General features: G+C 58.0%; 18 protein-coding genes. 10 read left to right on the top strand and 8 right to left on the bottom strand.

What is annotated here, in order from left to right; translation table 11 throughout:
* Positions 1-21: 21 nt before the first annotated feature.
* The 4 genes from NLU14_RS06255 to NLU14_RS06240 form a co-directional block, all read right to left on the bottom strand.
* On the bottom strand, positions 22-2,055 hold the full coding sequence (locus NLU14_RS06255; protein ID WP_275705324.1) for a TRAP transporter permease: 2,034 nt from the start codon (positions 2,053-2,055) through the stop codon (positions 22-24).
* Positions 2,052-2,570, bottom strand: a complete 519-nt coding sequence (locus NLU14_RS06250; protein ID WP_275705323.1) for a DUF1850 domain-containing protein — start codon at positions 2,568-2,570, stop codon at positions 2,052-2,054. The genes NLU14_RS06255 and NLU14_RS06250 overlap by 4 nt, the downstream gene beginning before the upstream one ends.
* A gap of 16 nt (positions 2,571-2,586) precedes the next feature.
* On the bottom strand, positions 2,587-3,546 hold the full coding sequence (locus tag NLU14_RS06245) for a TAXI family TRAP transporter solute-binding subunit (RefSeq protein ID WP_275705322.1): 960 nt from the start codon (positions 3,544-3,546) through the stop codon (positions 2,587-2,589).
* 216 nt (positions 3,547-3,762) lie between these two features.
* Positions 3,763-4,422, bottom strand: coding sequence for a GntR family transcriptional regulator (locus NLU14_RS06240; protein WP_275705321.1), 660 nt, complete (start codon positions 4,420-4,422; stop codon positions 3,763-3,765).
* Between the two features lie 140 nt (positions 4,423-4,562).
* Between NLU14_RS06240 and dctP the strand changes: the two genes are divergently transcribed.
* The 10 genes from dctP (at position 4,563) to NLU14_RS06190 (ending at position 16,646) form a co-directional block, all read left to right on the top strand.
* A complete protein-coding gene (gene dctP, locus NLU14_RS06235) occupies positions 4,563-5,564 on the top strand; it encodes a TRAP transporter substrate-binding protein DctP (protein ID WP_275705320.1) in 1,002 nt (333 codons plus the stop codon).
* An 87-nt stretch (positions 5,565-5,651) separates the two neighbouring features.
* Positions 5,652-6,173 (top strand): TRAP transporter small permease subunit, encoded by a 522-nt coding sequence (locus tag NLU14_RS06230; protein ID WP_275705319.1) that lies wholly within the window; start codon positions 5,652-5,654, stop codon positions 6,171-6,173.
* A gap of 1 nt (position 6,174) precedes the next feature.
* Positions 6,175-7,512 carry a TRAP transporter large permease gene (locus NLU14_RS06225; RefSeq protein ID WP_275705317.1) on the top strand — a complete coding sequence of 446 codons (1,338 nt, stop codon included), beginning with the start codon at positions 6,175-6,177 and terminating at the stop codon, positions 7,510-7,512.
* A gap of 22 nt (positions 7,513-7,534) precedes the next feature.
* Complete coding sequence (locus tag NLU14_RS06220; RefSeq protein WP_275705316.1) at positions 7,535-8,896, top strand: malonyl-CoA decarboxylase; 1,362 nt, start codon at positions 7,535-7,537, stop codon at positions 8,894-8,896.
* Positions 8,893-10,422 carry a malonate--CoA ligase gene (locus tag NLU14_RS06215; protein ID WP_275705315.1) on the top strand — a complete coding sequence of 510 codons (1,530 nt, stop codon included), beginning with the start codon at positions 8,893-8,895 and terminating at the stop codon, positions 10,420-10,422. Before NLU14_RS06220 ends, NLU14_RS06215 begins: the two co-directional genes overlap by 4 nt.
* 51 nt (positions 10,423-10,473) lie before the next feature.
* Positions 10,474-11,139, top strand: coding sequence for a GntR family transcriptional regulator (locus NLU14_RS06210; protein ID WP_275705314.1), 666 nt, complete (start codon positions 10,474-10,476; stop codon positions 11,137-11,139).
* Positions 11,140-11,221: 82 nt separating this feature from the next.
* On the top strand, positions 11,222-12,256 hold the full coding sequence (locus NLU14_RS06205) for a DUF6160 family protein (protein ID WP_275705313.1): 1,035 nt from the start codon (positions 11,222-11,224) through the stop codon (positions 12,254-12,256).
* 65 nt (positions 12,257-12,321) lie between these two features.
* A complete protein-coding gene (locus NLU14_RS06200; RefSeq protein ID WP_275705312.1) occupies positions 12,322-13,380 on the top strand; it encodes a lysylphosphatidylglycerol synthase transmembrane domain-containing protein in 1,059 nt (352 codons plus the stop codon).
* A complete protein-coding gene (locus NLU14_RS06195) occupies positions 13,377-15,593 on the top strand; it encodes a glycosyltransferase (RefSeq protein ID WP_275705311.1) in 2,217 nt (738 codons plus the stop codon). The genes NLU14_RS06200 and NLU14_RS06195 overlap by 4 nt, the downstream gene beginning before the upstream one ends.
* Positions 15,594-15,698: 105 nt before the next feature.
* Positions 15,699-16,646 carry a YbgA family protein gene (locus tag NLU14_RS06190; RefSeq protein ID WP_275705310.1) on the top strand — a complete coding sequence of 316 codons (948 nt, stop codon included), beginning with the start codon at positions 15,699-15,701 and terminating at the stop codon, positions 16,644-16,646.
* A gap of 7 nt (positions 16,647-16,653) precedes the next feature.
* Here NLU14_RS06190 and NLU14_RS06185 read toward each other — a convergent pair whose 3' ends face one another.
* From NLU14_RS06185 to NLU14_RS06170, 4 genes are all read right to left on the bottom strand, one after another.
* Positions 16,654-17,406 (bottom strand): DUF481 domain-containing protein, encoded by a 753-nt coding sequence (locus NLU14_RS06185; protein WP_275705309.1) that lies wholly within the window; start codon positions 17,404-17,406, stop codon positions 16,654-16,656.
* A gap of 19 nt (positions 17,407-17,425) precedes the next feature.
* Positions 17,426-18,436 (bottom strand): oxygen-dependent tRNA uridine(34) hydroxylase TrhO, encoded by a 1,011-nt coding sequence (gene trhO / locus NLU14_RS06180; protein ID WP_275705308.1) that lies wholly within the window; start codon positions 18,434-18,436, stop codon positions 17,426-17,428.
* Positions 18,437-18,611: 175 nt separating this feature from the next.
* Entirely contained in the window at positions 18,612-19,172 is a 561-nt protein-coding gene (locus NLU14_RS06175) for an outer membrane beta-barrel protein (protein WP_275705307.1), read from the bottom strand.
* Between the two features lie 167 nt (positions 19,173-19,339).
* Positions 19,340-20,068, bottom strand: a complete 729-nt coding sequence (locus NLU14_RS06170) for a DsbA family protein (protein WP_275705306.1) — start codon at positions 20,066-20,068, stop codon at positions 19,340-19,342.
* Positions 20,069-20,108: the final 40 nt, after the last annotated feature.

Raw genomic sequence — 20,108 nt, 5'->3', positions numbered from 1 at the left:
CTGCTTACCTGAAGGCATCATCTAGGCCGAAGAGGCTCGGGTAGCGTTATAGCCACTCTGGCCCTGATGACGTTGCGTAAAGTTGATAGCCAGCAACACCAGCATTGTCACAACACCCGCCACCTCCACGTAAAAGTCGGGATAGAAAATCGCTATAACCGCACCGCTTAACAGGATTCGCATCCACACTTTCATGTAGGTAAACAGGAAACCTTCAAGCGCCGCCGCAAAGGCCGTCAGGGCGAGCATGGCGATGAATCCGTTCCAGAGAACCAGATGCAGCGGGCCGCCTTCTATGATCACGGGGTTGAACACCATGAACAGCGGAATGAGGTACAGGCCCTTGGCGAACTTCCAGGCCTGGACGCTGGTCTCCATGGTTTTACTGCCCGCAATCGCCGCCCCCGCGAACGCCGCCAACGCCACAGGGGGCGTGACGTTGGAGTCCTGGGAGTACCAGAACACCAGCAGGTGGGCCACCAGCAGCGGAATGCCGAACTCATTGGTCAACGCCGGCCCTACGAGCACGATTAACACGATGTAGCTGGCGGTAACCGGCAGCCCCAGGCCCAGGATCAGGCTTGCGATGACCACCAGTAACAGCGCCAGCAGGATGTTGCCGTCGGAAAAGGCAATCATCATCGAGGAGAACTTCAGGCCCAGGCCCGTCAGGCCGACGACGGCAACCACGATGCCGGCGATGGCGCAGGCAATGCTGACGGGAACCGCGTTGCGTGCGCCCAGCTCCAGCCCCTGCAAAAGCTTTATGACGCCCTCCCGGAGCGCATGCTTCATGGCCTTTACCAACTGGTTTTCCGCCCTGCCTTGCTTATAGGCGACGCACAGGCCATTCAGCCCGGCAATGCCTATAATGCCGACCACGGCATAGAAACCAACGCGCATGGGAGAGATGCCCAACACCAGCAGGTACACCAACATGATGATCGGCAACAGGAAGTACCAGCCAGAGGCCATCACATCCTTGACCTGGGGAAGCTCGTTGGCGGGCAGGCCCTTCATGCCCTGCTTCACTGCGCAGATGTGGACCAGCAGGTACACCGTGGCAAAGTAAAGCAGGGCCGGAAACACGCTGACCTTGACGATTTCCAGATACGGTACCCGGGTGTATTCAGCGATCAGGAAGGCGCCTGCGCCCATCAACGGGGGCATTATCTGGCCACCCGTGCTGGCGGCGGCTTCGATACCACCGGCCTGGGCAGGCCGGAAGCCCAGCTTTTTCATCAGCGGGATGGTAAACGCGCCCGTGGTGACCACGTTGGCGATGGCGCTGCCGGAGATAGAGCCCATACTGGCCGATGCCAGCACCGCGGCCTTGGCGGGCCCGCCGCGCTGGCGACCGGTCGCGGCAAAGGCCAGGTCGATAAAGAATCGGCCAGCGCCGGTGACTTCCAGCATGGCGCCGAACAGCACAAAGATGAAAACAAACGTTGCCGCAACACCCAGCGGCAAGCCGAGAATGCCTTCCTGCCCAAGGTACAACTGGGCACCGATACGATCCAGGGTATAACCTCGATGGCTGAGGATGCCAGGCAACCATTCCCCAAGCCACGACAGCGACCCACGCTGGCCACTCATCGCGTAGAGGATGGCCACCAGTCCAATCACGGTAAGACCGGTACCCACTGCGCGGCGACTGGCCTCCAGCAGGGTAATGCTGCAGACCCAGGCCATGACAATATCGGTCTGATTCCAGAACCCCGCCCTGCTGGTAATCTCGTCCAGAAACCAGACCAGGTAGAACCCGGAGGCGGCGGACGCAATCAGCAGGCCGGTGTCGATCAGTGCCGTTATCGGGCCACGGGGCTTACCCGGGCGAGGCCCGAACAGCAGGAAGCACAGCATCATTACCAGCGCCAGGTGGATGCCCCGCTGATAGAACAACCCGAGGGGCTGGATACCCGCGCTGTAGAGCTGAAAAAGCGACAGGCCGATACCGACCAGGGCAATAAGCCAGAGTAAGGGTCTGGGCCCGCTTATTCTGGTCGGCTGCCAATCGCCATTGGTTTTCAGGAAGATGGCGGTTTCTTGACTCATTGAAGCTGTTTTCCTGTATCGCCTGTGGGCTGCACTCGAATCTCGACGAGTGTGTCTGCTGCCAGACGACTGAGACTCACCAACCGCGAACCCACCTCTATACGGTGATTCACCGAGGGGGCACCAACGCGCAGCCAGAGGTGATTGTCGGGTATGGGTACCTGCATATCGACGATGCGGTAACCCTGCTTGTCATCAGACTTCAATGTTCCCCGCCCACTGGTGTAGCCCAGGCCGGCTGCGAAGTCTGGTGTGTGACTGCTGTCCAGCATCAGTTGGCCGTCCTTCATCCGGAAGCAGTCGGTAACCGGGAAGCCCTGCACCGAATGGTTCCAGACCAGACACCAGCGCCCTGTCTCAGGCAGACTGATCTCGACCAGGGTGGTCTGGCTGGAATCCGAAACGGACAACTGCCATGGCGAGTTGCTTTGAGCGCTGACTGCCATGGGTAACAGCACCCATGGCAGTGATCGCGCCAGACAACCCGCCAGGGAACCCATGCGCCGAAAGGTCATGGCAGTGAGTTCCCGGTTACTCGCGCAGTTTGTCCGGCACTGTTGCGCCGACTTCCTCGTAATAGCGAATGGCACCCGGATGGAGCGGGATGGGTGTGGATTCAAGGCTGAACTCCACCGTGGTGTCGTCGGCGGCCGGGTGAATCGCCCGCAGATCCTCCACTTTCTCGAACAGCAGCTTGGTGATCTGGTAGGCCAGTTCATCCGACATGGCGTTATTCACCGTGAGGACATTTGGAATACCAATCGTTGAAATGGCGGTATCCACACCCTCATAAGCACCGGCACGTAACTCATATGGCGCAAACACAGGCACGTCGGCTCTGGCGTTGGCGATTTCCTCCTCGGAGAGGGAGATCAGAGAGATATCGCGGGTGGTGGCCAGGCTGACGATGGAACTCGTTGGCGGGCCCACGCTCCAGAAGCCAGCGTCGATGTCGCCATCACGCAGGGCATCTGCGGATTCGTTGAAGTTCAGGTTGCGAACCTCAAAGTCGTCGAAGCTCAGGCCATTTGCTTCCAGTAGTGACCTGGCGTTGACTTCGGTACCGCTACCGGGCGCACCGACGGACACCGTTTTTCCCGCCAGGTCCGCCAACGAGGTAATTCCGGAATCCGCCAACGTCACGATCTGAACCGCATTCGGATAGAGCGAGGCAATGGCCAGCACATCCAGCTTATTGCCATTGAAGCGTTCACCGCCGTTATAGGCCTGATGCACGGTATCGGCCAACGCTATGGCCAAGTCGGAATCCTGGCGGTGGACCAGCCCCATGTTTTCAACCGAGGCACCCGTGACTTCGGCAACCGCGCTGTAACCCTCAATGTGGTTGCTGATCAACTCGGCAAGCCCACCACCCAAGGGGTAGTAGGTGCCGCCAGTGCCACCAGTGGCGATGGAGAGATTGGTATCCGCCTGTGCGGGAGAAACACCGATCAGCGCGGATGCGCCCAGTGCAAGGAATAGCTTACGCATGTTGTTCACCTCGTTTTTGTTTGAATAGCGTCGGTACACATGGTGCCCGTTGACGTATCTACGGGTCTGCAGCATGCATGCCAATAAACAGAGTCCCATAAATAGCGAGCTGCAGGCCAGCTGGAAAAAAGTATAGGCGGAATTCCGCCGATAGGGCGAGAGACCGATAAGCGGAATTCCGCCTATTGCCGAAGCGCTCAACCTCAAGCATGGGAGCTACGAGGCTCCAAACTCTTTGACCTGGGATACAAAGTCGCTGAAGCGGGTTCCCTGAATCAGAACGTGTTCTTTCAGGCATCGCTCGGCTTCGTGTTCATTACCACTTTCTATGGCTTCAAAGATTTTCCGATGCTCTTCAACCGACGTTGACACCCGGTTGCGGGCTTGCAACTGGAGGCGGCGATAAGGCTTCAGCCGCTGTTTGAGTTGTCGTGTTTCCGCGGCCAGGAAAGTGTTGTGGCTTGCCGCGTAAATGCAGCCGTGGAACTCTTCGTTTTCGTAGTAGTAATCGTCCGGGTCAGCCATGACAGCCGGGTCCTGGCAGCGCATCAGTGCCGCCCGCAACGCTTCCAGTTCCAATGGCTGAATTCTCCTGGCCGCCAGCCGGCCGCACATGCCCTCCAGCTCCGCCATGACTTCAAACATCTCGATCAACTGATCAAAGCCCACCTTGGCGACAAAGGTGCCTTTTTTCGGTTTCACCGTTACAAGGCCACTGACCTCCAACTGCTGAACGGCTTCACGAATAGGTGTTCTCGAAACCCCATACTGGCGGGCGAGCGCATCGTGATCCAGCTGTTCGCCCGGCAAGAGGCGGCCATTGATAATGTCTTCTTCAAGGGAGTCTTTCAGCTTCTGGGTCGTCGAGCGTTTCATTGTTGGTTTGCCTGGTCAGGATAGAAAAGCTGGATAGTCTTACTTTAGTCGATATCTGTTGACAAGTGTATATATCAAGACTAATGATATATATATCAGGATACCCTGATTAATACTACAACAACAATTATGGAGATAAGATGATGAAAATGCCCTTCGCAAAACTCGCCATCGCGGCCTCCCTGTCGGTGTTTGTTGTCGGTGCCGCTGCGGCGGATACCGTACTCCGTGTTTCCCACCAATTTCCCGGCGGCAAGGGAGACGTGCGGGACGAAATGGTCCAGCTCATGGCCCGTGAAGTGGCTGCAGCCGATGTCGGACTGGAGCTCCAGATTTATCCGGGCCAATCCCTGTTCAAAGCCAAGGAACAATGGGGTGCACTGGTTCGTGGCCGGGTTGACATGATTTCATTGCCGCTGGACTACGCCAGTGGTCGTCATCCTGAGTTCTCAGCAACCCTGATGCCCGGCCTGGTTCGCAGCCACGAACGTGCCCAGCGCCTGAATGACTCCGAATTCATGGATATGATCAAGAAAGTCATTAACGACGCTGGCGCCCGGGTCCTGGCCGATGCATGGCTGGCGGGAGGTTTCGCCTCGAACATGCAGTGCATTACCTCGCCAGACACCGTGCAGGGGCAAACGCTCCGAGCCGCCGGCCCGGCGTTTGATGAAATGCTGGCCACTGCGGGCGCGTCCATTGCTTCCATGCCGTCGTCCGAGATCTACACCGCCATGCAGACAGGCGTTCTCGATGGTGCCAATACGTCGTCCGGTTCCTTCGTCTCCTACCGCATCTACGAACAGGTCTCCTGCCTGACCGCACCAGGTAAGAATGCCCTGTGGTTCATGTATGAGCCCGTTCTTATTTCCGAGCGCAGCTGGAACAGCCTGAATGCCGAGCAGCAAGCGGCACTTACTGAGGCCGGTCAGAACGCGGAAGAGTATTTCGCCAGGGAGGCGGCGGGCCTTGACCAGAAGCTGGTAGACGTGTTTTCCGAGAATGGCGTTGAGGTTGTTCAGATGACACCGGAGAACTATCAGGCCTGGTTGGACATCGCCAAGGAGAGTTCCTACAAGACTTTCGCGGAAAACGTTCCTGGCGGGCAGGCCCTGATCGATGCCGCGCTTGCCGTCGAGTAACACCTGCGTTGTTGGCTTTCCACCCTCGCTACCCTGCTCAGGCTTTCGACTGGGCAGGGTAAGCACAACTTCTCCCGGGGTTCAGTTATGTCCCAAACTTCCAGTTATCGACGAGCTTCAGAGCAAGGCCTGTTTGGCGGGTATATCCGCTGCGTGGACGCGGTGTCTGTGGCTGTCGCCGTCGTGGCAGGTGCTCTGCTTGCGCTCGGTGTCCTGTCTGTCGTCCACATGGTGTTTGTCCGTTATGTGATGGGTGAGAGCACTATCTGGCAAACCGAGTTCACCACCTTCGCGATCACCGCGTCCATGTTGCTGGGCACGCCTTATGTGCTGAAAACCGGCGGCCACGTTGCGGTAACTGTGCTGCCCGATGCGCTGCAAGGCCTTCCCAGGCGCCTGATGCGCCTGTCAGCCTCCCTGGTTGGGCTGGCTTTCTGCCTGGCCCTGACTTACGGCTGTTGGTACTACTTTTACGAAGCCTTCACCCTTGAGTGGACCACAGGCACTGTCTGGAATCCGCCGTTGTGGCCTGCAATCCTGCCGGTGGCCGTGGGTGCCTCGCTGTTGTCGCTGCAGTACGTGGCGGAAATCCTGCGGGGGGAGACCTGACATGGACCCGGTAACAAGCGGTATTCTCGTTGTAGTGGTTCTGCTGGTGCTGATGGCCATTGGCACTCCGATTGCCTTTGCCCTCGGCGCCGTGTCGCTGGGAGCCCTGGTCCTCGACCGGGGAATGGGTGAACTGATCTACTTTGGTGAAACCTTTTACGGGAACGTTGCCACTTTCGGCTTCGTTGCCATCCCCATGTTCATTCTGATGGGTGCTGCGGTGGCCTCTTCGCCAACAGGACGAGACCTTTATCGCTCTCTTGATCTGTGGATGGGCAAACTGCCAGGCGGGCTGGCGATTTCCAACATTGCGGCCTGCTCAATCTTTGCAGCGCTGTCAGGCTCGTCGCCGGCCACCAGCGCGGCCATCGGAAAGCTCGGTATTCCCGAGATGCGCAAGCGGGGTTATCCGGATGGTGTTGCCGCCGGCTGTATCGCCGCCGGGGGCACACTTGGCATTCTGATCCCCCCGTCGGTCACCATGATTGTCTATGGTATCTCTACCGAAACTTCCATAGGCCGCCTGTTCATTGCCGGAGCAATTCCCGGGCTGATGCTGGCAGCCCTGTTCATGATCTGGACCCTGATCGCCTGCAAGCTTGCGGGTGGTTACAACAGCCCGAACCCCGTGGCCCAGGCGGCGGCCCAGATCAAGGAAAACGTTGAAGGTAATATCAAGGCGCTGGTGCGTGTACTGCCCTTCCTGCTGGTGGTCATGGGCATCCTGTTTGCACTCTATGGCGGGGTGGCAACACCCTCTGAGGCGGCGGGGGTTGGCGCTTTCCTGTGCCTCGTGCTGGCCATTGTGGTGTATCGCATGTGGCAGGTAAAACCGGTCGGCAATATCATGCGCGACGCCCTGCGCGAAAGCGTGATGATCATGCTGATCATTGCCACCGCCGAAATCTTTGCCTTCGCCCTGTCCTCTCTCTTCATTACCCAGACCGTGGCCGGAGCCATTGCCGACCTTGAGGTGAATCGCTGGGTATTGATGGGTGTGATCAACGTTTTCCTGCTGGTGGCCGGATTCTTCCTGCCTCCGGTGGCGGTCATTGTGATGGCGGCCCCCATTCTGTTGCCGATCATTGTCGCGGCGAACTTCGACCCTTACTGGTTTGCAGTCATCCTGACCATCAACCTGGAGATCGGCCTGATTACGCCGCCGGTGGGTCTCAACCTGTTCATCATAAAGGGAATTGCACCTGACATAGCGCTCAGGGACATCCTGCTGGGGAGCCTGCCCTACGCCCTGTGCATGATTCTGGGCATCGTGCTGCTTTGCTTTTTCCCGCAAATCGCCTTGTGGTTACCGAACCTGATCATGGGTGCGGGTTCCTGAGGCCGAGACAAAGGTTATCACTATGAACATGAGTTTCCTGCAAGAGCTGTTCAGCAGCATCACCCAGCGTGACAAGATGCAGCGCAGGTTTGGTTCAAAGAAGGCCAGTTATGATCACACCGACCTGGAGGCTGCGTGCCACGAGCTTCTGAACAGCGACGGCGAGGCCGCGAGTATTGTCATGGCCAGCCGGGCCCTGGATATTTACCAGTCCCTGGATGACGAGAACAAGCGCAGCTTCTTCTGCGCGCTGGCGAAGAATTTTGCCGCCGCCCCGGACAGGATCGATGAAGCCTACCGGGTCTACAGGAGTGACCGGTCCAACCAGCACCTGGCAGAGTTGTTTAAGGTCTGCGAGCCACACCGGCAGGAACTGTTCCGGCGGCTCAACCTGACTCAGGGAGCCACCTACGAGCTGGTGAAGATGCGGCAGGATTTTTTAGCGCTGATGGAGGGCCACAAGGATTATGAGCCGATCAACGCGGACTTCGTTCACCTGTTTGGCTCCTGGTTCAACCGTGGCTTCCTGGTATTAAGGCGCATCGACTGGACAACCCCGGCCTCCATCCTGGAGAAAATCATCCGTTACGAGGCCGTGCACAAGATTCAGGGCTGGGATGACCTGCGGCGCCGGCTGGACGCCCGGGACCGGCGTTGCTTCGGTTTCTTCCATCCGGCGATCGGTGATGAACCGCTGATCTTTGTGGAAGTGGCCCTGACCAGGGGGATTCCCGATAAGGTCCAACCCATCCTTGCGCACGGCCAATACGACATTGAAGCCCCCGAGCTTGCCGATTCCGCGGCGTTTTACGGTATCAGTAACTGCCAGGCCGGCCTCCGGGGCATTTCCTTCGGTAACTTCCTGATTAAACAGGTGGTGCAGGAACTGAAGCAGGAACTCCCCAACCTGAAGAACTTTGTGACCCTGTCGCCGTTACCCCTGTTTCGGAGCTGGCTGGAGAGAACCTACCCGCCGGATTCCGGTTTGCTGACGCCGGAGGCCGAGACAGTGCTCGGTCATCTGGACGACCCGGATTGGGTCAATCAGCCGGAATTGGCGGAACGCCTCAGTGAGGTTGTTCGCCCCCTGGCAGCCCGCTACCTGTTGAAGGAAAAGAACGGTGACAACCTGCCGCTGAATCCCGTGGCCCGGTTCCACCTGGGTAATGGCGCTGAACTGCACCGCATCAACTGGCTTGGCGATGTTTCTGACAACGGCATAAAACAGTCCGCCAGCCTGATGGTGAATTACCTTTATGTGCTCGAAAACATTGAGCGCAACAACGAAAAATACACCACCAATGGTGAGATCGTCTGTTCCTCCAGCGTGCGTGAACTGAGCAAGCTCGGCAGGAAACTGTTCCAGGGAGAACTCAAGAAATGAACCATAATCTGTTCGATAGCTTTGCCACCAGAATGCAGGCTCGGGGCGCCGCGAATTTCATTACCACGCCTGAGGGCAAGGAATACTCCTACGCTGATGCGCTGGCAGGAACCGAGCGTATTGCCGGCGCTTTACAACACCTTGGAGTCAAGCCGGGTGACCGGGTTGCCGCGCAGGTCGACAAGAGCCCCGAAGCCATTCTTCTGTACCTGGCAACCCTACGCGTAGGGGGTGTCTACCTGCCCCTCAATACCGGTTACACCCCTGATGAGATCGGTTATTTCCTGGGAGACGCCGAGCCGGCCGTGTTTGTGTGCCAACCCCAGGCCCTGGAGGCGGCAAAAGCCATTGCGGCTGAAACCGGGTGCCCGTGCGTCGAGACCCTTGGCGCGAAAGCGGATGGATCGCTGATGGACCAGGCGGCAAAGGCGGAAGCCTTTACTGGCATTGCGCAGCGCAACGAGGATGACCTGTCTGCCATCCTCTACACCTCGGGTACGACCGGCCGCTCCAAGGGGGCCATGCTCACCCACAAGAACCTGGGCTCCAACTGCACGACCCTGGCGGAGGCCTGGCGCTTTACCGAGAAAGACCGCCTGATCCATGCGTTGCCCATCTTCCATACCCACGGCCTGTTCGTGGCCTGCAACGTTGTTCTGATTGCCGGGGCCAGCCTGTACTTCATGTCGAAGTTTGATGTCGACACCATCATCGCCGCCATGCCAAAAGGCACATCGATGATGGGGGTGCCAACCTTTTATACGCGGCTGCTACAGGATGACCGCCTGACACCGGAACTGACCGCGAACATGCGGCTGTTCACCTCCGGTTCGGCGCCGCTGACAGCGGAAACCCACCAGCAATTCCAGCAGCGTACCGGCCATGCCATTCTTGAGCGCTACGGCATGACTGAAACCAACATGAATACTTCAAACCCCTATGATGGCGAACGAGTTGCCGGCACCGTGGGTATGCCACTTCCAGGCGTGGAAATCCGCATCACCAATTCGGAAACCGGTGACCACGAGCCGTTGCCCCAGGGAGAGATCGGCATGCTGGAGGTGCGCGGGCCCAACGTTTTCAAGGGCTACTGGCGTATGCCGGAAAAGACCAGGGCGGAGCTGCTTGACGATGGGTTCTTTGTCACCGGTGACCTGGCCCTGGTCGACGAGCGCGGATATGTCCAGATTGTCGGACGCGATAAGGACCTGGTGATTTCCGGCGGCTTCAACGTTTACCCGAAAGAGGTGGAGCAGATCATCGATGCCCTGCCGGAGGTGTCGGAGTCCGCGGTTATTGGCGTGCCGCATCCGGATTTCGGAGAGGGCGTAACGGCCGTTGTGGTCCTGGCGCCCGGCCAGTCACTGGCCGAGAAGGATGTCATCGACGCGCTTTCCGGCCACTTGGCCAAGTACAAACAGCCGAAGCGGGTTTTCTTCGTGGACGCCCTGCCCCGCAATACCATGGGCAAGGTCCAGAAAAAGCAGTTGCGTGACCAGTACAAAGATACCTATCAGGACGCTTGATGTAACATGGTGCTACTTTTATATCCGGAAGATCAAAAGGCTAGCTAAACCATGGATTTCCAGGTACCCAACACCCTTGCCGAGCAGATTGCCAATTACCTGGCCGAGCGTATCATGACCGGCCGGATCAGGCCCGGGGAGCGTTTGCATGAGGCCACCACGGCCAACGAACTGAAGGTAAGCCGGGCCTCGGTGAAAGAAGCGCTGTACACCCTGGAGCGCTGGCACCTGATTGAGATCACCCCACGCAAGGGCGCATCCGCCACCAAGCTGGACGCGGCGCATGCGTCTGAGCTTTACGACGTGTACATGCACTTGCTGATCATGCTGGCGCGACGCCTGTGTGAGCGTTGGCAGGAGGGCGACAAGGCGGGGTTGTTGGGGGCGGTTGAGCAGGTAACCAGCCAGATGCAGCGGAAGGACGCCAATATCACGGCGATTGTGGAGGCCAGTTTCGGGGTGATGGACGTGTGCTGTGAGGTGGTGGGCAATCCCTACCTCACCGAGGCGTTGACGAACTTCAAGCCCGCCGTCAGCCGGGCCTACTACCTGAGCGCGGATCGTTACCGGCAGGATCTGGACCGCACCGGCCGATTTTTCACCAACCTGACGAAAGCCATTCTTGCGCGGGATGCTGATGAATCCGAGGCCCTGGTGGCTGAGTTCGGCGCCCACCAGAAGGAACTGATTCAGCAGGCTCTGGCCCCTTCGGCCTGACCGAGTCTGTGACCCAACTCACAGACACCTGTTGCTATCCCACCTATCGTAACAGTTTGTAACAATAATAATCGGGGCCACCATGATACGTCGAAACGCCCGCACGCGCCTGGAGCAATTCAAACCCGCCCTGCGCGGGTTCTTCACCCTGAGCCTTGCCGCCAGCCTGTCGCTGCCTGTTATGGCGGATTTCCGGCCGCTGGATGACACCACCTTGGGTGAAGTCACCGGCCAGACCGGTGTCACCATCGAGATGGAAACCAAAATCGAGATGGACCGCCTGAGCTGGACCGACGAAGGCTCGCTGAACGTCAACGGCATTCGCCTGTCCGGGCAGAACAACACGGTTCTGGACAACCTCAAGATCACCCTGGATATCGCCGGGCAGGATGAAGTCCTCACACACGGCTTCTCTGAGATCGCCCGCCGTGCCGACGCCGGCCTGCTGGATACGTCCAATCCGGATGTGGCCGACGCCCTCGCCCGCTATGCCGTGGGTGGTGGTTATGGCAAGCAGTTCGACAGCGGTGACCTGGTGATTCACCTGGGTGCTACAGACTACGACGACCCCACCAGCCTGGACGATTACCTGCAGGCGGTAGACTTTGAACTGGCCGTCGACAGCGTTGAGGCCACCGGCTCCGGCGGTACCGCCAGCCTGTTCTCCAACATCATGCTCCAGGGTTATATCGGCCCCACGGACCTGGTGATCCGCAACCAGGGCAGCAATACCCGCACCCTGACCAACGGCAACGTGGTATCGGGTTCGGAGCTGCAGTTGGACACCCACTTCGAGATCACCGACGGCAGCCTGGATTGGGATGCGGCCGACGTGATCCTGCTGTTCAACTTTGCTGCGGTTGGCATCGAAGGGTTGCAGATCCACAACCGCCGGGGCGATGACACCCTGGGCCACTTCGGTATGGCCAGCGCCACCGCAAAACTCTCCCGGGGCACCAGTGCGGCCTCTGGCAAGGAAGGGCTGTCCATTCACGATGTGGACTTCCGGGCCGACATCGATATGCCGGTGTTCAAGGTGGGCGGCACCAGCATCGGTTCCGTGCAGTTCACGGATTTTGCCATTAAAAACACCACCATGATGGTGTATGGCCACTAGCAGGACACTGGACAAGCCCCCCGCTACAAACAGTAAACTGCCCGTCTCTTAACGGCGGGCAGTCCATGACCAATATCCCGGAGCAAGATTACCAACAGCGCGCGTCCTGGCGCAGGCTGACTGTTTTCAGCCTGATGTTTATTGCCATGACGGCAGCCGGGCTTTATGCCGTGTACGACCAGTTTGCCGGGCGTAGCATTACTTTTGACGAGCGGCTGGTTTCGCCACAAGCGATTGTTTCCATTATTGCCCTGATGGTGGTCTACTTTACGACCGACGGGCTGCGGCTGCACTTTACCCTGCGGGCGTTGGGGCACCGCTTGCCATTTGTCGTGATTTTCCGGCTGGTATTCATCAACCTGTTTTTCTCCAATGTGACGCCCATGGCCACCGGTGGCGGCTTTGCGCAGATCTGGTACCTGCAGCATCACGGGGTGCCGGTGGGCCGCGCCACGGCGGCGACGACCATCCGCACTGTGATTGCGGTGATTTTTATCTTTTCCCTTACGCCCGTTTTCCTGCTCACCCTCGACGCCCTGGACAACCAGCCCCTGGTGGGTGAGCTGGGGCCGATACTGGCGGTGCTGATCCTGCTCTACCTCGGCTTTTTCATGGTAGTGCTGTTCCGCACCCGCTGGCTCATCGCGCCACTGGGACGACTGCTGAGCGTATTGCACCACTTTCATCTGATCGGTGAGCGCCGGCATCAACGCTGGCAATTCAAGGCCAAACGCGAAATGCTGCGCTTCTCCCACAGCTTTGGCGATTATCTCAACGGCCCGAAACGGTTCGTTGTACTGTCGGTGTTGTTCACCTTTGTGTTCCTGCTCAGCCTGTTCAGTTTTCCGGCACTACTGATATCGGCACTGGATTACGAGGTAGACTACCTTGTGAGCACGGGCCTGCTGGTGGTGACCACCTTTGTGATGTACTTTTCACCAACACCCGGAGCGTCCGGCATTTCGGAAGGGATATTTGGCAGTTTCTTCCGCGACATACTGACGGCTAATCACCTGGTGCTGGTGACCATCAGTTGGCGATTCATCACCATTTACCTGGGCATGATTGCGGGCCTTGTGATCCTGCAGCGGGAACTGGTGAGGAACAGGAAGGAATCTTCATGAAACGCCACCACCCGTTAAAATTGCTGTTCTACATCAACCTGGCGATTGTTGTTTTGTTGGTTGGGTACAAGGCCTACCTGAACCTGTTCGAGCCGAATTTCGAGGCTCTGCACACGGATCAGGTGGCCCGAATTCACGACAATCTGGCCGGTGGTGGCGGCTTCAGCTTTGCGGTCGTGGGCAACATCAACAACTCCGTCGGTGTCTTTGAAGACCGTATGATCCCGGCGCTCAACGAAGCCGACCTGGACTTTATGGTTTCCGCCGGCAACGCCGTCAGCGGGGGTGGTGAAGACAAGTACCGGGCCATCCAGGGCACCCTGTCCCACCTGGATATCCCCTACCTGCTTACGTTCGGCGAGAATGAATACGAGAACTTTGGCAGTTATCGGTTTTACGACCATTTCGGCCCGCACTTTTTCAGCATCAAGGCAGGCGGCGCCCGGCTGATTTTCCTGGACAGTACCGGCAAGACACCCTGGCAGTGGCAGATTCGCTGGCTTGACGACCTGTTAAACCAGGAAACCAACGGCCTGCGATTTCTGTTTATCGGCCACCCTTTGCTGAAACCTTCACAGGAAGCCCCCTTCGAACAGGACGATGATTTCCTACAACCCCCGGAGTTTCGAAAAGCACTGCTTGATGCCATCGCCAGGCATGATGTGGATATGGTGTTTTCCGCAAACCTGTCCCTGTATGCGGACCAGGTCCAGCGCGACACGCGCTTCATTACTACCGGCGGGGCCGGAGGGCTGGTGCTCAATGATGATACCAGTTTCTATCACTACGTGCGGGTGGACGTGAGCGAAGATGGCGAGATCAGCCATTCACTGGAGCGGCTGGAAGCCGGCCAACACCCGGTGCTGAGCACGCTGGAATCCCTGTGGTTCTTTATCTACTCCCTGTTCTACGTTGGCTATGTGAACTTCATCCTGTTGGTAGCTGTGTTCGTGCTGATCAGTATCAAGCTCTATACCGCCATTTTCGTGGCGAAGGACTACTACCCGGACTACGACCTGGACCCCCAGCCCTGGCTGTCCCGCCCCTTGCGGGTTGCAATGTTCACCAACAATTACCTGCCATTCATCGGTGGCGTGCCCATTTCCATCGAACGTCTGCGAAAAGGACTGGAAACCCTGGGCGATGTCATCCTCATCGTGTGCCCGCGATACCGGGACCAGCCACAGCAGGAAAGCAATGTGATTCGGGTTCCGTCCCTTCTGGCCATGGGTGAGAAGCGGGAATTCCGGCTGGCCAATATTTTCCTGGCGCGTATCCGGAAGCAGCTGCGGGTATTCAAACCGGACATCATCCACCTGCACCACCCCATCTGGCTGGGATCGCTGGGGCTGTTTGTGGCCCGGCGTCTCAAGGTGCCGGCGGTGTACACCTACCACACCCGACTGGAGCACTACGCACATTTCGTACCCCTGCCGGGTAACCTGTTCCGCAACCTGATCTCCCATGAGTTAATCAAACACTTCGCCAATAAATGCGACAGCGTTATCGTGCCTACCTACTCCACCGAGGAGTACCTGCGCATGATCGGGGTCAAGAGCCCCACGTTCGTGCAGCCGACAGGCATTGAATACCAGAAATTCCAGGAAGTGGATGATGGTGATGTCCGCAAACTGCGGGAATCCCTGAACATCGGTGATGAAACCGTGTTTGTCAGCGTCTCGCGCCTGTCCAACGAAAAGAACATCGACTTCATGATCGACGCCATCGACGAGCTGCACCAGCGCACCGAGCGGCCTTTCCGCTTCCTGATGATTGGTGAAGGCCACCAGCATGAGCGCCTGCAGCAGCGTATCGATGAACTGGGGCTGCAGGACTGCTTTACACTGGTTGGCTCCGTTCCACCGGACGATATGGCCACCTGGTATCACCTTGGCGATGTCTTCCTGTTTGCCTCGAAATCGGAAACCCAGGGCATGGTGATCCTGGAAGCCATGGCCGCCGGTCTTCCGGTAGTGGCCGTTCGCTCCAGTGGTATTGAGGACGTGGTTCGCCACGGCCATAACGGATTCAAGACACCGGAGAAGCAGGACCAGTGGTGTGAGCGAGTGCAACAGTTGCTGGAAGATGAGCCACTGCGCAAGGAGCTGGCCGCCCATGCCCTGGAGTTCGCGGCGGACTATTCCGTGGAGCAGTTTGCCCGGGACATGCGGCAAATCTACGCCCTTACCCTGGCGCGATCATCCTCCCGGTGACCAGTCAAAAGCCTCTCATTCAACACCCGACTTTCCACACCAGAGATGATCGGTTTAGACTGGAAAAACGTACCTAAGAGGTACTTTTTAATCCGGAGAAAGACTGTGACTGGCATCCCCGTTGGTATCAGCACCTGCCTGCTGGGCAAGGAAGTCCGCCATGATGGTGGCCACAAGCATTCCCGCTTCTGCACCCAGGTGCTTTCCCGCCATTTCGAATTCCGTTCCATCTGCCCGGAGCTGGAAGCGGGGCTGGGTGTACCCCGGCCCGCCATACATCTGCGTGAATACCAGGATGGCCTGAAGCTGATCGAAACCAAAGGCACGGCAGACCATACCGACGCCATGCAGGGGTTTATCGACCAGGTGATCCCCACCCTGGCAGACCTGCGGGGCTACATCCTGATGGCGAAGTCCCCGAGCTGTGGCATGGAGCGTATCAAGGTGCACAATGAAGACGGCAATGTGACCCGCCGCGACGGCCGGGGCCTGTTTGCCGACGCCCTGATGCGTCACTACCCGCTGATGCCGGTGGAGGAAGAAGGCCGGTTGAACGACGACACGCTGCGGGAGAACTTCATTGAGCGGGTGTTCGCCTACGATGACTGGATGCAGAACGTGGCCGGTGACAATCTCACGGCCCGTGCCCTGATCGAATTCCATACCCGCCACAAGTTCCAGTTACTGGCTCATTCCGAAAAGATTTACCGCCAGTTGGGCCCCATGCTCGGGGACCTGAAATCTGAGCCCCTGAAGGACATTGCGGACCGATACATTGCCTTGTTCATGGACGCGATGACCCAGCGGGTCAGCCGGGGCTCCCACGTGAACGCCATGCAGCACCTGATGGGCTATCTACGGGATTCCATGGCGGATGAGGACAGGAAGGTCTTGATGGAGCAGGTCGAGGCCTACCACCGGGGCGAGGTTCCCCTGGTGGTGCCGATGACCCTGCTGCGGATGGCCCAGCGGCGGGAACCGGTGGACTACCTTCACAGCCAGAAGTACCTGACCCCCTATCCGGATGAGTTGGGGCTCAGGAACCGGGTTTAGTGCCCGGTCAGAACCCGTACAGCAATGACACTGAAACCTGGGTGTCGGTATCGTCGGCACCTGCCGGCTCGTCGGAAACATGCTGGACCAGGTACGCGGCCTTCATCGAAAGGTTACCCACCACCGTGGCCTGTATGGACGTCTCGGACTCACTGATGGTGTTGTTCTCCGACAGACCAATTTCGGTGCTCAGCTTCTGACGAAACAGTGCATTTTCTGAGAGAGCATAATCGAACTTGCCTGCCAGCCGGGCGATGGCTTCTTCTTCCTCCTGGTTTCCGTCTGCTTCCGGTTCCTCCAGTCGATTGAACCGGTAACCGCCACCGACAGACAGGTCAAGAAAAGACCGCTCGCCGCGCTGCCAGACCCGGTTACCGTAACCGGTGGTCAGCGATGACTGGAAGTCATATCCGGAAAAACGGTCGTCTTCATAAGCCCCTCGCACGAACCAGTATTGGCTGCCCTCGAACTTGTAATCAGACTGCACTTCAGCGCTGTATTTTTCCGCCGTTGTAGTGTCGTCTGATTCGGAGTAGGTTGAGCGGAAATCACCGGTGTTCCGCCACTCTGCCACCTCGTGAGTCAACCCGAGACGACCATTGATGTTGGTTTCCTCCGTGTTGCCGGAGGTAATCAGTACACCAACTTCCCCCTCACCTTCCCAGTCATCAAACTCGTCACCAATCTCACTCGGCGATACCGCCAGCGCCATCGGCGATACCGCCAGTGCGACGATGGCCAGGGTTGCTCTGAACTGCATGGAATCTCCTTGTTTCCTGTCAGGATTTCGCGCGGCGCTCCCCCATGGCACTTTTGCGGGCCTGTTGCTCGCGCTCAGCCTTTTTCCGGGCCTTGCGCTCAGCTATGATGCGCGCCGCTTCGCCACCCACATGGGTTTCACCGCGCTGTTCCGCCAGTCGCATCTGCCGCTCACGCTCCGCAAAACGGGATTTCTGCTCGTCCGTCAGCGAATCAATACAGCGGTGACAACTCACACCCTGTTCATACTCCGGGCGCTGCTTGTCCTCCTCGGTGATCGGCCGGCGGCAGGCATGGCACTGGTCATACTCGCCCCGCTCCAGTTTGTGGTTCACCGTGACCCGGTCATCGAATACAAAGCACTCCCCGTGCCACAGGCTTTGTGATTCCGGGACTTCTTCAAGATACCGGAGGATGCCCCCCTTCAGGTGATACACCTCATCGAACCCCTGCGCCTTCAGGAAGGCCGTAGATTTCTCGCAGCGAATACCGCCGGTACAGAACATGGCCACCTTCTTGTGCTTCGAAGGATCCATGTTTTCCTTCACGTACCCGGGGAACTCGCGGAATGTGTCCGTGGCCGGGTTCCTGGCGTTCCGGAAAGTGCCAATCTCCACTTCGTACTGGTTACGGGTGTCTACCACCAATACGTCCGGATCAGAGATGAGATCATTCCACTCCTTCGGGTCCACATAGGTGCCCACGATCCGTTTCGGGTCAATACCTTCCACACCCATGGTGACAATCTCTTTTTTCAGCTTCACTTTGGTGCGCTTGAAGGGCTGGATATCCACGAAGGATTCCTTGTAGTCGATGCCTTCAAACCGTTCATCGGCATCCAGCCAGTTGCGGACGGCATCGACACCCTCGCGGCTGCCGGCAATGGTGCCGTTGATGCCTTCACCGGCCAGCAGCAACGTGCCGTGTACGTCTGTCTCAAGCATCATGTCCAGCAGCGGCTGGCGAAGGGCTTTGTAATCATTCAGGACTGCGAACTTGTAGAGCGCGCAGACAACAACATCCTGGCTCATGTGTCTGGTTTCTCCTGCGGGCCGGACCGTAAATCCGGAGCATGGTTGATAATCGCCAACGGGCGCGAGGGTGCCATTCTAACGAATCCGGGCGAGGGAGAGTATTACGGGGAATTACGAAGAATTATGAATAGGGCCCGGCACCCACAAGGGCACCGGGAAATAAGGCGGTGGTTCAGAACAGAACAGCAAAACCGACGGAAATACCGGAGACTTCCCCGCCGTCCTTGTCGATGTACTGCATGTACTCGCCGTTAACCCGGAAGTCCTTGTTGATGTCCAGGTTGGCACCCACACCGAACGAAATGTCCGATTCGGATGCAGACGCGCTGGCGGACCCACCAGGGCCGCTAGCCGATGCGGTCAGCTCGCCCTTGGTGGCACCAATAATGGCGTAGGGGTAAACGGGGCTTTCGTTGGGAAGACCCAGTACCAGATAGCCACCGACCAGGTAATCCAGCTCAAGGTCCAGAGACACACCGTTGGCACTCATCGAGTCGTCTGCAACGCCGAAACCGGCGCGAATCTCGGCAGCCAGGTACGGATTGATCTGGACCCCGGCCTTGCTCACCAGCGCACCAAGATCGAATTCTTCGGAAATACCGTCTTCTTCGTAGGTTACAAAGGCGTAGTTGAGGCCAACATAACCACCTTCCAGAGAGTCCTGTGCAGAAGCGACCGATGCGAATGATGCCAGCGCTGCGAAGGCAGACCCCAAAATAATCCTGTTCTTCATTGTTTGCTCCTTGATGGAGGCCTGCCCCCGAGGCCTCAACTGCTTGCGTTTATCCATCGATTTCCAGGGCACATGAATAATAATTCATTTTTCCGCGAGATTCCCTGCCCCCCAACAAAAAACTCCCGCATTGCGGGAGTTTTTCGGACCATCTATTGGCTCATTGTCTATTTCGAATCAGCCAGCTCGCGTTCAACCATGGCCGACAGTTGCCCCCAACCCGGGCGGGTCAGGCGAACATTGTCGACCAGCACTGTTGGTGTGCTGGTTACCCGGAGTTGCATTGCCACGCGCCGGCTTTGTTCAATTTCCTCAACATGCAGATCCGTGGTCATGCAACGACGAAAGCGACGCTCATCAAGCCCCAGATCTTCAGCATAGCGGCTGAAGGTATCCACCGGGCTGTCTGACCCGCTCCATTCCGTCTGCATATCGAACAGCTTGTCGTGCATGGCCCAATAGCCGTCCTGGTCACCGGCACAACGTGCTGCCTGGGCGGCGGGCATGGCGTTGTCGTGTTGCTGAAGCGGCAGGTCAAAATACACAAAGCGCACCTTGCCTGCGTCGACATATTCCTGCTTTAGCTGCTGGCTGGCCTCTGAAAACCGGGCGCAGGCCGGGCATTGGTAGTCGGCGAATTCCCGCACCACCACCGGGGCGTCCTCGTCACCCACGGATACACCAAAACGGTCAAGCTGGGCGGGAAACGGATCGGCGTTGGGGCCTGCCACCGGAAGTTCATCCGAGGTGGGGGTCGGGCTTGCGGTGAGAAAGAAAATGCCAACCGCCACAAACACAAGCACGATGACACCAAGGCCGATATAGAGCGGCTTGCGATCTCTCTTCCTTTGGGGCGGCGGCGCGCCGGTCTCTTTTCTTCTTTTTGCTTCGCCCATGATAGAGCTCCTTGTTGTTTATTCGTTTCTGATCATTTTC

The organism is Marinobacter iranensis (genome assembly GCF_029207565.1).
GTDB lineage: Bacteria > Pseudomonadota > Gammaproteobacteria > Pseudomonadales > Oleiphilaceae > Marinobacter > Marinobacter iranensis.
This window is presented reverse-complemented; position numbering and strand designations above follow the sequence as displayed.

Bases quoted from the DNA above. Each gene is read 5' to 3' on its own strand.
- NLU14_RS06255 (WP_275705324.1), bottom strand. From the start codon at position 2,055: ATGAGTCAAGAAACCGCCATCTTCCTGAAAACCAATGGCGATTGGCAG.
- NLU14_RS06250 (WP_275705323.1), bottom strand. From the start codon at position 2,570: ATGACCTTTCGGCGCATGGGTTCCCTGGCGGGTTGTCTGGCGCGATCA.
- NLU14_RS06245 (WP_275705322.1), bottom strand. From the start codon at position 3,546: ATGCGTAAGCTATTCCTTGCACTGGGCGCATCCGCGCTGATCGGTGTT.
- NLU14_RS06240 (WP_275705321.1), bottom strand. From the start codon at position 4,422: ATGAAACGCTCGACGACCCAGAAGCTGAAAGACTCCCTTGAAGAAGAC.
- dctP (WP_275705320.1), top strand. From the start codon at position 4,563: ATGATGAAAATGCCCTTCGCAAAACTCGCCATCGCGGCCTCCCTGTCG.
- NLU14_RS06230 (WP_275705319.1), top strand. From the start codon at position 5,652: ATGTCCCAAACTTCCAGTTATCGACGAGCTTCAGAGCAAGGCCTGTTT.
- NLU14_RS06225 (WP_275705317.1), top strand. From the start codon at position 6,175: ATGGACCCGGTAACAAGCGGTATTCTCGTTGTAGTGGTTCTGCTGGTG.
- NLU14_RS06220 (WP_275705316.1), top strand. From the start codon at position 7,535: ATGAACATGAGTTTCCTGCAAGAGCTGTTCAGCAGCATCACCCAGCGT.
- NLU14_RS06215 (WP_275705315.1), top strand. From the start codon at position 8,893: ATGAACCATAATCTGTTCGATAGCTTTGCCACCAGAATGCAGGCTCGG.
- NLU14_RS06210 (WP_275705314.1), top strand. From the start codon at position 10,474: ATGGATTTCCAGGTACCCAACACCCTTGCCGAGCAGATTGCCAATTAC.
- NLU14_RS06205 (WP_275705313.1), top strand. From the start codon at position 11,222: ATGATACGTCGAAACGCCCGCACGCGCCTGGAGCAATTCAAACCCGCC.
- NLU14_RS06200 (WP_275705312.1), top strand. From the start codon at position 12,322: ATGACCAATATCCCGGAGCAAGATTACCAACAGCGCGCGTCCTGGCGC.
- NLU14_RS06195 (WP_275705311.1), top strand. From the start codon at position 13,377: ATGAAACGCCACCACCCGTTAAAATTGCTGTTCTACATCAACCTGGCG.
- NLU14_RS06185 (WP_275705309.1), bottom strand. From the start codon at position 17,406: ATGCAGTTCAGAGCAACCCTGGCCATCGTCGCACTGGCGGTATCGCCG.
- trhO (WP_275705308.1), bottom strand. From the start codon at position 18,436: ATGAGCCAGGATGTTGTTGTCTGCGCGCTCTACAAGTTCGCAGTCCTG.
- NLU14_RS06175 (WP_275705307.1), bottom strand. From the start codon at position 19,172: ATGAAGAACAGGATTATTTTGGGGTCTGCCTTCGCAGCGCTGGCATCA.
- NLU14_RS06170 (WP_275705306.1), bottom strand. From the start codon at position 20,068: ATGGGCGAAGCAAAAAGAAGAAAAGAGACCGGCGCGCCGCCGCCCCAA.